Source organism: Pantoea graminicola (assembly GCF_048452665.1).
GTDB lineage: Bacteria > Pseudomonadota > Gammaproteobacteria > Enterobacterales > Enterobacteriaceae > Pantoea.
On record NZ_JBLWSJ010000003.1, the window covers coordinates 123464 to 135788 of the forward strand.

At 57.6% G+C, this 12325-nt stretch carries 14 protein-coding genes; 8 read left to right on the plus strand and 6 right to left on the minus strand.

Annotation, left to right across the window (positions count from 1 at the left end; all coding sequences use genetic code 11):
* The first annotated feature begins 184 nt into the window (after positions 1-184).
* Positions 185-1066 carry a protease HtpX gene (gene htpX / locus ACNY69_RS08250; protein WP_111138852.1) on the plus strand — a complete coding sequence of 294 codons (882 nt, stop codon included), beginning with the start codon at positions 185-187 and terminating at the stop codon, positions 1064-1066.
* A 54-nt stretch (positions 1067-1120) separates the two neighbouring features.
* Here the strand turns inward: htpX and ACNY69_RS08255 are convergent, their stop codons facing one another.
* Positions 1121-2491 carry an MFS transporter gene (locus ACNY69_RS08255; RefSeq protein ID WP_111138853.1) on the minus strand — a complete coding sequence of 457 codons (1371 nt, stop codon included), beginning with the start codon at positions 2489-2491 and terminating at the stop codon, positions 1121-1123.
* 185 nt (positions 2492-2676) lie between these two features.
* Here ACNY69_RS08255 and kdgR point away from each other — a divergent pair, with 185 nt between their 5' ends.
* Entirely contained in the window at positions 2677-3468 is a 792-nt protein-coding gene (gene kdgR, locus ACNY69_RS08260; RefSeq protein ID WP_111138854.1) for a DNA-binding transcriptional regulator KdgR, read from the plus strand.
* Between the two features lie 30 nt (positions 3469-3498).
* Here kdgR and ACNY69_RS08265 read toward each other — a convergent pair whose 3' ends face one another.
* Positions 3499-3735, minus strand: a complete 237-nt coding sequence (locus ACNY69_RS08265) for a YobH family protein (RefSeq protein WP_111138855.1) — start codon at positions 3733-3735, stop codon at positions 3499-3501.
* Positions 3736-3947: 212 nt separating this feature from the next.
* Here ACNY69_RS08265 and ACNY69_RS08270 point away from each other — a divergent pair, with 212 nt between their 5' ends.
* From ACNY69_RS08270 to rlmA, 4 genes are all read left to right on the plus strand, one after another.
* Positions 3948-4220, plus strand: a complete 273-nt coding sequence (locus ACNY69_RS08270; RefSeq protein ID WP_111138856.1) for a YebO family protein — start codon at positions 3948-3950, stop codon at positions 4218-4220.
* A gap of 18 nt (positions 4221-4238) precedes the next feature.
* Positions 4239-5249, plus strand: a complete 1011-nt coding sequence (locus ACNY69_RS08275) for an MBL fold metallo-hydrolase (RefSeq protein WP_418797913.1) — start codon at positions 4239-4241, stop codon at positions 5247-5249.
* Between the two features lie 644 nt (positions 5250-5893).
* The gene (gene cspE, locus ACNY69_RS08280) at positions 5894-6103 is read left to right on the plus strand and encodes a transcription antiterminator/RNA stability regulator CspE (RefSeq protein ID WP_003852684.1); all 210 of its coding nucleotides are present in this window, start codon (positions 5894-5896) and stop codon (positions 6101-6103) included.
* Between the two features lie 137 nt (positions 6104-6240).
* Positions 6241-7050, plus strand: a complete 810-nt coding sequence (rlmA, locus tag ACNY69_RS08285) for a 23S rRNA (guanine(745)-N(1))-methyltransferase (protein WP_111138858.1) — start codon at positions 6241-6243, stop codon at positions 7048-7050.
* On the opposite strand, the gene ACNY69_RS08290 is transcribed toward rlmA, so the two are convergent.
* Genes ACNY69_RS08290 through manX form a run of 4 tightly spaced genes read right to left on the minus strand, consistent with a single transcriptional unit; the run spans position 7047 to position 10210 of the window.
* Complete coding sequence (locus ACNY69_RS08290; protein WP_418797915.1) at positions 7047-7505, minus strand: DUF986 family protein; 459 nt, start codon at positions 7503-7505, stop codon at positions 7047-7049. The genes rlmA and ACNY69_RS08290 overlap by 4 nt on opposite strands.
* Positions 7506-7535: 30 nt before the next feature.
* Positions 7536-8381, minus strand: a complete 846-nt coding sequence (locus ACNY69_RS08295) for a PTS mannose transporter subunit IID (protein WP_111138860.1) — start codon at positions 8379-8381, stop codon at positions 7536-7538.
* Positions 8382-8396: 15 nt separating this feature from the next.
* On the minus strand, positions 8397-9197 hold the full coding sequence (locus tag ACNY69_RS08300; protein ID WP_111138889.1) for a PTS mannose/fructose/sorbose transporter subunit IIC: 801 nt from the start codon (positions 9195-9197) through the stop codon (positions 8397-8399).
* Between the two features lie 56 nt (positions 9198-9253).
* Positions 9254-10210: a PTS mannose transporter subunit IIAB gene (gene manX, locus ACNY69_RS08305; RefSeq protein WP_293771155.1), complete on the minus strand. Its 957-nt coding sequence runs from the start codon at positions 10208-10210 to the stop codon at positions 9254-9256.
* A 38-nt stretch (positions 10211-10248) separates the two neighbouring features.
* Between manX and ACNY69_RS08310 the strand changes: the two genes are divergently transcribed.
* Positions 10249-10467 (plus strand): hypothetical protein, encoded by a 219-nt coding sequence (locus ACNY69_RS08310; protein ID WP_418797917.1) that lies wholly within the window; start codon positions 10249-10251, stop codon positions 10465-10467.
* Positions 10468-10716: 249 nt separating this feature from the next.
* Positions 10717-12297, plus strand: a complete 1581-nt coding sequence (locus tag ACNY69_RS08315; RefSeq protein ID WP_367395543.1) for a TerC family protein — start codon at positions 10717-10719, stop codon at positions 12295-12297.
* Positions 12298-12325: the final 28 nt, after the last annotated feature.

Below are 12325 nucleotides of genomic sequence, written 5' to 3' on the forward strand. Positions count from 1 at the left end.
CCGGTAATCCGGGATTAGCGCGCCGAAAGCCGCCGGAATGCCGGTCCCGGCTTCAGACGTGTCAGAATGTAAAGTTATGTCTTTTTAGGCACTTAAACGTTAAGGTTGCTTGAAAACCAGCACAATGCTCATAGGATATGGATCCGCGTATAGGCGCGTGAACTACTGAGGAAGATTAACCAAAATGATGCGTATTGCTCTTTTCCTGATGACCAACCTGGCTGTGATGTTGGTATTCGGGCTGATTCTCAGCCTGACAGGGATCCAGTCAAGCAGTGTTCAGGGCCTGATGATTATGGCAGGTCTGTTTGGCTTCGGCGGTGCGTTTGTTTCACTGCTGATGTCGAAGTGGATGGCGCTGCGATCGGTTGGCGGTGAAGTGATTGAACAGCCACGCAACGAAACCGAGCGCTGGCTGATGGAAACCATTGGCCGTCAGGCCCGGCAGGCGGGCATTGCGATGCCGCAGGTGGCGATCTATCACGCCCCTGACATCAACGCCTTTGCCACGGGGGCGCGACGTAACGCCTCGCTGGTCGCTGTCTCGACCGGTCTGCTGCAGAACATGAGTCGCGACGAAGCGGAAGCGGTGCTGGCGCATGAAGTGTCGCACATCGCAAATGGCGACATGATCACCATGACGCTGATTCAGGGTGTGGTGAATACCTTCGTGATTTTCGTGTCACGGATTCTGGCGCAGATCGCAGCGGGCTTTATGTCCGGCAACCGCGATGATGAAGAGAGCAGCAACGGTAACCCGCTGGTCTATTTTGCGGTATCAATGGTGCTGGAACTGGTGTTTGGTATTCTCGCCAGCATCATCACCATGTGGTTCTCCCGTCACCGTGAGTTCCACGCCGATGCCGGTTCAGCGAAGCTGGTGGGACGCGAGAAGATGATTGCGGCCCTGCAGCGCCTGAAAACCAGCTACGAACCGCAGGAGCCCAGCAGCATGATGGCGTTCTGTATCAACGGAAAAGGGAAATCCTTCAGCGAGCTGTTTATGTCGCATCCGCCGCTGGACAAACGTATTGAAGCCCTGCGCAGCGGTCAGTATCTGAAATAGTGCTCAGCAGCATAAAAAAGGCGACCTCCGGGTCGCCTTTTTGTTTTGCCACCGTCAGGCGCGACTCTGCGTCATGCGCGAGACGCTGACCAGTGCCGCGACAGCGGCGAAACTGCCCGCCAGCAGCAGTGACGCATGCGTACCCCGCTCATCAAACAGATTAAACATCAGCGCAACCAGCGCCGCGCCCATACTCTGTCCCAGCAGGCGCGCGGTGCCCAGCATGCCGCTGGCGCCGCCGCTGCGATGGCGGGGTGCCGAGGTGACGATGGTATGGTTGTTGGGCGACTGAAACAGGCCAAACCCGGCACCGCACAGCATCATGCGCCAGATGATATCGCCATCGGTGGGATTAGCCGGCAGCCAGGCGAGCAGGAACAGCCCCAGGGCAAACATGGCCAGGCCGATGCCGCCCAGCAGCCCGGCGTGAAAACGCTCAATCAGCCGGCCCGCAATCGGCGCAAACACCATCGTCGCCAGCGGCCACGGCGTCAGCAGTAACCCCGTCGCCACCTCACCGCGCTGCAGGACGTTCTGCAGAAAGAAGGGCAGGGAAACCATCGCCAGCATCTGCGCGCAGAAGGAGCAGACTGAGGTGCCCATCGACAGGCTGAAAACCGGAATGCGCAGCAGATCCACCGGCAGCAGTGGCACCGCCATGTTCAGCTGACGCCGGATGAAGAACCCGCCGATAATCAGCAGCGCCACGACTTCCGCCAGCACCAGCAGATGACGCTGACCCTGGGCAAACCCGCTCAGGGCAGAGATGATCAGCCCAAAGAACAGCGCGTTCATGATGGCGCTGGGCACGTCGAATTTCTGGGTGGTCGCCTTCTGCGGGTTATCCGGCAGCGTGCGCAGCGCCAGCCAGAGCGCCACGGCCCCCAGCGGCACGTTAATCAGAAACAGCCATTTCCAGCTCGCCACCGACAGAATGGCGGCCGCCACCGTCGGCCCGGCCGCGGTGGAGACGGCTACGACCAGCGAGTTGATCGCCATGCCGCGCCCCAGATAGCGCTGCGGATAGATGATGCGTATCAGCGCCGTATTCACACTCATCAGCGCCGCGCCGCCCAGCCCCTGCAGCACGCGGGCGAAGGTCAGCATCGTCAGTGAAGTCGAGAAGGCGCAGAACAGCGAGGTGACGATAAATAGCGCAAGGCCCGCCTGATAGACGCGACGGTAACCGAGCATGTCGCCGAGAAACGAGAGCGACAGCAGTGAGACAATAATAGCTATCTGATAAGCATTCACAATCCAGATCGACTGCGCCGGGCTGGCGTTCAGCTCACGCGAAATCGTCGGCAGCGCGACGTTGGCAATCGCGCCATCCAGCACCGCCATCGTCAGGCCGAGGGCGATGGTGACAATCGCCTTGTAGCGCTGCGCCGTGGGTAAGCCATCCTGCGGGGGAGAAGGGGTCATAAGTTAACTACTAAAGAGGGTGAATATCATCATGCTAATCAAGTTAGCCGGGAAATGCAGCGATGCGGTAAATAAAAACTGTCTTAAAATATGACTTAATGGTTAAAGGATTGCTGCCCTGCGGGGCCTCGCTCTATACTGACAGTCCGTTCCATTTTTTTTGAAACAGCTTAACAAGGTGCGTGATGTCCTCTGCTGAAAATGATAAACAGCCCGATTCGGTCTCTTCGGTTCTCAAAGTGTTTGGCATTCTGCAGGCGCTGGGTGAAGAGCGCGATCACGGTATTACCGAGCTCGCGCAGCGTGTGATGATGTCAAAAAGCACCGTCTACCGTTTTCTGCAGACCATGAAGTCGCTGGGCTACGTCACCCAGGAGGGCGAGAGCGAAAAGTACTCCCTCACGCTGAAGCTGTTTGAACTGGGCGCGAAGGCGCTGCAGAACGTCGATTTAATCCGCAGCGCCGATGTGCAGATGCGTGAGCTCTCGCGCCTGACCCGAGAGACTATTCATCTGGGCGCGCTGGAAGAGGACAGCATTGTCTACATCCACAAAATCGACTCGCTCTATAATCTGCGTATGTATTCGCGCATTGGCCGCCGTAATCCGCTTCACACCACCGCCATCGGCAAGGTCCTGCTCGCATGGCGCGATCGCAGCGAAGTGAATGAGATCCTGCGGGAAGTGGAGTTCAGGCGCAGCACCGCCAATACCCTGCTAAGCGCAGAAGCACTGCTGGCGGTGCTGGATCAGGTCAGGGTGCAGGGCTATGGCGAAGATAATGAAGAGCAGGAAGAGGGGTTACGCTGCCTCGCTGTGCCGGTGTTTGACCGTTTTGGCGTGGTGATTGCCGGCCTCAGTATCTCGTTTCCCACTATCCGGTTCTCAGAGGATGCCCGTCAGGACTATGTCAATATGCTGCACCGGGCGGCGCGCACGCTTTCTGCAGAGATGGGCTACCACGACTATCCGTTCTGAGCAAAAGCGGGCCATCCGGCCCGCCTGTCGTTAATTGTCGATCACTTCGCCGCTTTTCTTCAGCAGCGGACAATCCGTGACGCCCACTACGCCACTGTCGGTGTGCAGATACTGTGCGCTGATCACGCCGCGCGCGGTCAGGTAACTGCACTGCAGGCCGAGCCCGGCCGCATTCTTCGTACTGCCGGTCAGCACTCCGTAACCCGTAAACAGCATCGCCAGCCAGATCACCGCCAGCAGGCCTGTTGCGCGAATAAACAGTTTCATGAAGTCTCCTTGTGAAAGATAGCTCAGCGCCGCACAGGGTGCCGCCGGGTATAATGATATCAGCATGCCCGGCTTTTCTGGCGGAATCGATCAGAGATAACTGAAACGGCAAATTCTGCATTGCTGTTCGCCCCATTATCTTTTGCAGTGCCGACAGGTAGAATAGGCGGCTGTGATGTTCTGGTATTTCCACTTAGTTTTACGAGGCAGTTATGAATGAGTTAGCCGCAAATTCGGGATCGCTGGTCAGTTATGGCCTGCTGGTCATCATGGTGATTGTGGCGTTTATCGCCTGGTTCTTTGTTAACCGGGCCAGCGTGCGCGCCGGTGAACAGATCCGGTTACTGGAGTCGCTGCTCGAAGAGCAGAAGAAACAAAATCAGCTGCTGCGTCGGCTGATTGAGATGCAGCCAGGCGCAGAGCCAAAAAAAACCGATGACGATCGGGAGAAGCGCGACTTTATCCGGTTAATCCCGGAGCGATAATCACAGCAGGGAGGCGGGATGGCCTGGAAAAATCCGTGGTACGACAGCCGCAAAGCGCACCATACGCCTCAGGGCTTCTCGAATCCTGAACCGGATCTGCGGCAGCCAGGCGATCTGAAGCGCTGGCGCCGTGAGCGTAAAGCCGGGGGATTGCCGCTGCCGCCCCGGCAGGGCTACGCGGCTTTTGTCCGGGAGTGGTGGCAGCCTGCCGATCTCAGCGGCAGCGACGATCGTATCTGGTGGCTCGGCCATGCCGCCGTGCTGCTGCGCCTCAGCCAGCGCTATATCCTGATCGATCCGGTGCTCTCTTCCCGCGCCTCACCGCTGCCCTTTGCCGGTCCGCAGCGGAAAACGCCCGCGCCGCTCAGCATCGCCGATCTGCCGCGTCTTGATGTGGTGCTGATTTCACACAATCATTACGATCATCTGGATCGATCGACGGTGAAGGCGATTGTCCGCCGATTTCCGCAGGCGACCTTTGTTGTGCCGCTGGGGCTGGCGAAGTGGTGCAGGGCGCGCGGCGTCAGAGAGATGCATCAGCTCGACTGGTGGCAGTCGATCACGCTCGGCGAACTGCACATCGATGCCGTACCGGCGCGTCACTGGAGTATGCGGACGCCCTTTGACCGTAACCGCTCACTCTGGTGCGGCTGGGTAGTGCGCTCAGCCGCCTGCCGTTTCTGGTTCTCCGGCGACAGCGGCTACAGCGACAGCCTCGCGGAGATCATCGCCCGGCTGGGGCCGTTCACGCTGGCTGCGCTGCCCATTGGTGCCTATGCGCCGCGCTGGTTTATGGCCGGGCAGCATATGGACCCGGATCAGGCGGTGGCGTTGTGGCAGAAGGCCGGCAGGCCGCTGACGCTGCCCATCCACTGGGGGGTTTTCGAACTGGCCGATGAGTCGCTGGATGCCCCTCCGCAGGAACTGGCGCAGGCGCTGTACCGGGCGCATGAGCGTAACGGCGACTTCGCGCCGTGGCGAATAGGGGAAAGCCGCCGTCTGAATAACGCTGCCCAGGAAACGTCCTAAAGCCTGGCGGGCAAATAAAAGCCAGCATTTTTTTATCCGGCATCAATTTTTTCAAATCGAAAGTTAAATTCTTAATAAGTAAAAAGGATGCCGTTGCTTTTATTTGGAGCAGTGCTTATGTCTGGCTCCTGCTTTTGGTGCAAAAAAAGTGTTACCTGTACGAAATAAGCGTCGCTGTACAGGATTGACGGCTGATTTCACATAACAGACATGGGTGCCGCTCTGCTTATTCATTCTGCCGCTGCCATATTTATGCAATATTTATTTCTTATGGTATCCATCAGGTTAGCGCCGGAAACCGCGCGTTAAAAAGGGGGCTGGCCGCGGCAGAGCATTATTCACACCGCGTTTTGTCCACCTCTCTGAACAGGCAATGTGAGCCTGACGTCAATTGTGTGCGCAGCCTCGCTGAGGCATTAAAAATGGCTTGCCATTATTTTTGGGATATGTGATAACAATTCGTGGGTTAAACGAGGTACAGTTCTGTTTATGCATGGCATCTTCAGTAAAGAAGTACGAGTAAAGACGTTGACGTTGAATACCGCTTCCTTGCCGAACCTTAATTAGTGCCTCATGCAGTAATGTCTCTGGTTTTTCTGTAAGACAGCCTTCGGGCTTAATAAACATCTAAAGGAATTTGCAAAATGGCAAAGATTAAAGGTCAGGTTAAGTGGTTCAACGAGTCTAAAGGTTTTGGCTTCATCACCCCTGCAGACGGCAGCAAAGATGTGTTCGTACACTTCTCTGCAATCCAGGGCAATGGTTTCAAAACCCTGGCTGAAGGCCAGAGCGTTGAGTTTGAAATTCAGGATGGCCAGAAAGGCCCGGCAGCTGTTAACGTCACTGCTATCTGATCCGATGCCAGCCCGGTGCATCGCACCCTGACCTGGAATTTTAAAGCCCTGGCTGCATAGCCGGGGCTTTCTTTATGCTTCCGATGCGGAAATGATAAGGTTACACTGCGCCGCGTTATCTGATGCCGGAGCACCTTATGTCCCTGATTTGCCCTCTTTGTCACACTTCTCTCACCCTGAAAGAACGCAGCTGGTGCTGTGAAAATCGCCATCAGTTTGACCAGGCGAAAGAAGGGTATGTCAATCTGCTACCCGTTCAGCATAAACGGTCGCGGGAACCGGGTGACAGTGCAGAGATGATGCAGGCGAGACGGGAATTTCTTGAGGCAGGCTATTATCAGCCGCTGCGGGAGCAGGTCGTCACGCTGCTCGCGTCCGTACTCCAGCAGCCTGCGTGCCGCCTTCTGGATATCGGCTGCGGCGAGGGTTACTACACCGCCGCGCTGGCCGAAGCCGCCGGTGAGGCGGCAACGATCTATGGGCTGGATGTCGCCAGAACAGCGATCCGGCTGGCGGCAAAGCGCTATCCGGCGGTACGTTTCTGTGTCGCCTCCAGCCAGCGCTTACCTTTTGCCGATGGATCGCTGGATGCGATTGTGCGGATTTATGCGCCCTGCAATGAAGCCGAGCTGGCGCGCGTACTGAAGCCGGGGGGGCTGGTGCTGACCGTCACACCCGGCCCGCACCATCTGCAGCAGTTTAAGGCGTTGATCTATCGTGAAGTGCAGCTGCATGTGCCGGAACAGAAATCCTATCCCGGTTTCCGCCAGCGGGCTCAGCATGCGCTGCGCTACCCGATGGCGCTGACGGGCGCGGCCGCGACAACCCTGCTGCAGATGACGCCGTTCGCCTGGCGTGCGCGTGAAGCGGTCTGGCAGACCCTGCAACAGAGTGAGCAGTTCAGCTGCGATGCAGACTTCAGCCTGACACTCTGGCAGCGCGACTAACGCGCCTCCACCAGCGTATGGTAGATGCGCTCCAGATCGTCGAGCTGCTGCACGGCAATCAGCAGCCGGCGCTGCTCCAGCTGCACCACCAGAATGCCATCCTCAGAAAGATTCATGCCCTGAATCCGCCGGTAATCGACCCAGACACCGGCGTAAAACAGTCCCGCGTTCTTCATCAGTAGCGTGGGTTTACGCAGCCAGAAAAGCCAGAACGCCAGAAAACTCAGCACCATCAGCAGGGAGGTGGTGAGCGGCGGGCCCTGATGGCTGAGATTATTCCAGAGCAGCATCAGCAGCAGCCCGATAAAAATCAGGCTGTCGATTTTATGCCGTCTCCGCAGCGTCACCCTTAACCGGGTCAGACCACGACGGCGGGGCAGGATCGCCTCATCATAAATCGCAAACAGCAGCAGGGCGGCAACACAGAGCGCGATCAGCGCATCGGTTAAAGACATAACATCGGCCTCAGACAGGGCGGGATAAGATTACAGACCGAGCAGGCCTATCCAGTAACCGAAGATACCGATGGCGAAGAAGCCGACGATAATCCACAGCGCATTCACCTTACGGCGCAACAGCCACATGCAGCCGAAGGTGAGCAGCAGCGGCACGATGCCCGGCATCAGCTGATCGAGAATCGACTGCACCGTGGTTACTGTGGTTTTACCGGTCGAGTCAGTGATGCGTGACACCACCAGCGGGATGTTAACGTGCGTCCACTTGTTGACCAGCGCCCCCATTACAAACAGCCCCAGGATCGAGGCGCCCTCCGTGAGTTTCTGCAGGAAACCGCCGCCCATGTCGCTGACGATATCGATCCCTTTGCGGTAGCCATAGGCCACACCGTAGTAGCGGGTCAGCAGGCGCGCGAGGTTGAACAGCACAAAGAACAGCAGCGGGCCCAGCAGGCTGCCGCTCATGGCGATACCGGCCCCCAGCGCGGCAAAGACCGGTCGCACCGTGCCCCAGAAGATGGGATCGCCCACCCCGGCCAGCGGTCCCATCAGCCCGACCTTCAGGCCGTTAATCGCCCCATCGTCGATGGCCGCGCCGTTGGCCCGCTGCTCCTCCATCGCCATCGTGACGCCCAGCACCGGCGCGGCCACATAAGGATGCGTGTTAAAGAACTCCAGATGGCGTTTAATCGCCTGTTTACGCGCCTCATTATTCTCAGGATAGAGACGGCGGATCACCGGCACCATTGAGAAGCAGAAGCCCAGCGCCTGCATACGTTCAAAGTTCCATGAACCCTGGAACAGGTTGGAGCGCAGAAAAACGGCGCGGACATCGCCGGGTGTCAGTTTCTTTTCGACCTTGGTTATATCGACCATGTGCTCACCTGTTCCTTAATCGAGTTCGTTATCGAGATCGTTTGGGGTCGCGGCAGCGGCGGGCGCACCCGCCGCACGGTTATATTTCGGGCTGAGCTGGATGTAGAGCACTGCCATCACCACGCCAATCACGCCCAGCGCCACCAGGTTGAAGCTGGTGAAAGCCGCCGTCACGAAGCCCAGGTAGAAGAAGGGCATCAGGTAGCCCGCGCGCATCATGTTGATCACCATCGCGTAACCGACCACCACAATCATGCCGCCCGCGATATTCAGCCCGTTGGTCACCACTTCCGGGATTGAACTGAGCAGGGCGTGCACCGCGCTGGTGCCGACAGAAATCGCCACGATCAGGGCCGGGATGGCGATACGCATTGCCTGCAGCAGCAGGGCTGAGACATGGATCCAGGAGATGGCCGTGAGATTGCCTTTTTCGGCCGCTTTGTCCGCCGCATGCTGGAAGGCGACGGTCAGCGTCCGCACGATAATCGTCAAAACCTGTCCGGCGGCGGCGAGCGGGATCGCCAGCGCGATACCGGCTCCGACGCTCTGACCGCCCGCGATAACCAGAATGGTCGAGATAATCGAGGCGAGGGCGGCATCCGGCGCCACGGCGGCCCCGATGTTCATCCAGCCCAGCGCGATCATCTCCAGCGTACCGCCGATAATGATGCCGGTTTTCATATCCCCCAGCACGATACCGATCAGAGTGCAGGCGACCAGCGGACGGTGAAACTGGAACTCATCCAGAATCGACCCCATCCCGGCAATACAGGCAACGATAAAAATCAAAATAATCTGTAGCGAGGTTATTTCCATCATACGTCGTGTCCTCAGCAGGATAATGGTAATGCACCCGGAAACGCAGGCGCCTTTTACGCATTCATTTTCGCGATCAAATCCATCATCTTCAGTTTCTGGTCGCTGGAAACTTTGCGGACTTCCAGTTCGATATGGCGCTCGTTAAGTTTGCGGAAGGCGGCGATATCTTTTTCATCGACCGAAACCGCGTTATTGACCTGCGTTTTTCCCTGACGAAATGCCATCCCGCCGATGTTGACGGATTTAATCTCAACACCCTGTTCCACCACCCGCACGACATCGGTGGGATTGGTAAACAGCAGCATGACGCGATCCTGACCATACTTCGGGTTGTTCCACACCCGCACCATCTTATCGACATCCACCACATGTGCCGTCACGCCCGGCGGAGCGACCTGGGTCAGCAGGGTCTTACGCACCTGATCGTTAGCCACCTCATCGCTGACGACGATAATGCGCTGGACGTTAGTCTCTTTGGTCCAGCGTGTCGCGACCTGTCCATGGATCAGGCGGTCATCGATCCGCACCAGACCGATCTTCATATGATCGCCCGGTGCCATCGGTTTTACCGGAGGCGCGGCCACGGCCGGTTCGACGCGGGTGGGCGCCGCGTCGGGAGCTTTCAGGGCTTTTACCCCCTCGCGACCGGTCTCAACGGCCACGGCGACCAGCGCCTCAAAGGATGGGTTATCGTCGCGCGCCATCAGCGTTTCAACCAGCATCGGAATATTGACCCCGGCCACGACCTCATACTGTGGCCGGTCCACCACGATCCGGCTGGCCGCGTTAAACGGGCTGCCGCCCCAGGTATCGACCAGAAACAGCACCCCCTGGCCGGTATCGAGTTCTGCCAGCCTTGCCTGATATTTTTCAATCAGCGTGTCAGCATTTTCACCGGGCACAAAATCTATCCAGCCGACATTCTCCTGCTCGCCCAACAGCATTTCTGCTGTTTTCAGCAGTTGTTCCGCTGCCCAGCCGTGTGTACCAATGACAATTGCTATGGTCACCTGCTACCTCCTTATGCCAGAGATGCTCATCTGGGGGGATGAACGGTTTTGAATTTTGCTTTGATATCGCGTTAACCGGCTGTCTCAACAGTCAGGTATCGCGTCGAAAAAAGGGAATTGCGTTGGTAAAAGCCATGAAGTCGGGGCTTATTTTAGTGAGCGAAAAAATAAATGATGTGATGCCTGTCTGTTATTTACCCGCTGCCGGAAACCGTGCGCTTTTCTATGTGGCCGATTATCTCTGCTACAGTTTGTAAAAATGAGAAAATTTTTTGACGCCGTTTTCCGAACTGATACATTAACCTTCTGTTTATTACTCAGGAGTAACGGGCATCAGCCCACCTTATGGATCGTCACCGACGTCGCTTGATCTGTTCTTTGCGCCTGCTGGCGCGTCACCTCTCGCCTTACGGCGTTTTCCACGTTTTCCCGACTATCCCGATGTCACGCTTTGCTGCGCTGATACGTCCCGGCTCGTCTGGATCCCTGTTCTGGAGTCATAAATAATGGAATTTTTATTCGACCCCTCAATCTGGGCGGGTTTACTGACGCTGGTGGTGCTGGAAATTGTTCTCGGCATCGACAACCTGGTCTTTATCGCCATCCTGGCCGACAAGCTGCCGCCAAAGCAGCGTGACAAAGCGCGCCTGATTGGTCTGTCGCTGGCGCTGGTGATGCGTCTGGGCCTGCTGTCGCTGATTTCCTGGATGGTGACGCTGACGACACCGCTGTTCAGCGTAGGCGGTTTCAGCTTTGCGGGCCGCGATCTGATCCTGCTGGCGGGTGGCCTGTTCCTGCTGTTCAAGGCGACAATGGAGCTGCATGAGCGGCTGGAGAACCGACAGCTTGAGGGTTCCGGCAATCGCGGCTACGCCAGTTTCTGGGCCGTGGTGACACAGATTGTGGTGCTGGACGCTGTCTTCTCGCTGGATGCCGTGATCACGGCGGTGGGAATGGTGAACCATCTGCCGGTGATGATGACTGCCGTGGTGATTGCGATGGGTGTGATGCTACTGGCGTCGAAACCGCTGACCAACTTTGTCAACGCGCATCCGACCGTGGTGGTGCTCTGCCTGAGCTTCCTGCTGATGATCGGTCTGTCGCTGGTGGCAGAAGGCTTTGGTTTCCATATTCCTAAAGGCTACCTCTACGCGGCTATTGGCTTCTCAATTCTGATCGAGCTGTTTAACCAGATTGCCCGACGCAACTTTATCCGCCATCAGTCGAATCGCCCGATGCGTGAGCGCACCGCCGAAGCGATTCTGCGCCTGATGGGCGGCCGCAACCGCGCCCAGACCGCCAGCAACAACAACAGCGGATCCAGCGAAGAGGTGGCGCTGGCGGAAGCGATGCCGCAGGAGGCGTTTAAGGACGAAGAGCGCTATATGATTAACGGCGTGCTGACGCTGGCGTCACGTTCGATTCGCAGCATCATGACGCCACGCGGTGAAATCTCGTGGGTTGATGCGAACCGTCCCGTTGATGAGATCCGCATGCAGCTGCTCGATACGCCGCACAGCCTGTTCCCGGTCTGCCGGGGCGAGCTGGATGAGATTGTCGGCGTCGTGCGCGCCAAAGAGCTGCTGGTGGCGCTGGATCATGGGATGGATGTGGCGGCCTTTGCGGCCAGTACCCCGACTATTGTGGTACCGGAAACGCTGGACCCGATCAACCTGCTCGGCGTGCTGCGTCGCGCCCGGGGCAGTTTTGTCATCGTTACCAACGAGTTTGGCGTGGTGCAGGGGCTGATTACTCCGCTGGATGTGCTGGAGGCGATTGCCGGGGAATTCCCGGATGAGGATGAAACGCCCGATATCATTGCAGATGGCGACGGCTGGCTGGTCAAAGGCGGCACTGACCTGCACTCGCTGCAGCAGCTGCTCGACTTCCATGAACTGGTCGATCCGGCCGAAGATCACGCGTCTCTGGCGGGCCTGCTGATTGCCCAGAAAGGGCAGTTACCCCTGCCTGGCGATGTGATTGATATTACGCCGCTGCACTTCCAGATTATCGAGGCGACCGACTACCGTATCGATCTGGTGCGCGTCACCAAAGACAAGCCATACGATGAAGATGAAGAGGGGTAATCGTCTGCGGCAGCGTTAATCTGCCACG

Coding starts and splice junctions, on each gene's coding strand:
- ACNY69_RS08265 (WP_111138855.1), bottom strand. CDS start 3,735: ATGAAACTGTTTATTCGCGCAACAGGCCTGCTGGCGGTGATCTGGCTG.
- ACNY69_RS08275 (WP_418797913.1), top strand. CDS start 4,239: ATGGCCTGGAAAAATCCGTGGTACGACAGCCGCAAAGCGCACCATACG.
- kdgR (WP_111138854.1), top strand. CDS start 2,677: ATGTCCTCTGCTGAAAATGATAAACAGCCCGATTCGGTCTCTTCGGTT.
- ACNY69_RS08295 (WP_111138860.1), bottom strand. CDS start 8,381: ATGGTCGATATAACCAAGGTCGAAAAGAAACTGACACCCGGCGATGTC.
- ACNY69_RS08310 (WP_418797917.1), top strand. CDS start 10,249: ATGAACGGTTTTGAATTTTGCTTTGATATCGCGTTAACCGGCTGTCTC.
- ACNY69_RS08300 (WP_111138889.1), bottom strand. CDS start 9,197: ATGGAAATAACCTCGCTACAGATTATTTTGATTTTTATCGTTGCCTGT.
- rlmA (WP_111138858.1), top strand. CDS start 6,241: ATGTCCCTGATTTGCCCTCTTTGTCACACTTCTCTCACCCTGAAAGAA.
- cspE (WP_003852684.1), top strand. CDS start 5,894: ATGGCAAAGATTAAAGGTCAGGTTAAGTGGTTCAACGAGTCTAAAGGT.
- ACNY69_RS08255 (WP_111138853.1), bottom strand. CDS start 2,491: ATGACCCCTTCTCCCCCGCAGGATGGCTTACCCACGGCGCAGCGCTAC.
- ACNY69_RS08270 (WP_111138856.1), top strand. CDS start 3,948: ATGAATGAGTTAGCCGCAAATTCGGGATCGCTGGTCAGTTATGGCCTG.
- htpX (WP_111138852.1), top strand. CDS start 185: ATGATGCGTATTGCTCTTTTCCTGATGACCAACCTGGCTGTGATGTTG.
- ACNY69_RS08290 (WP_418797915.1), bottom strand. CDS start 7,505: ATGTCTTTAACCGATGCGCTGATCGCGCTCTGTGTTGCCGCCCTGCTG.
- ACNY69_RS08315 (WP_367395543.1), top strand. CDS start 10,717: ATGGAATTTTTATTCGACCCCTCAATCTGGGCGGGTTTACTGACGCTG.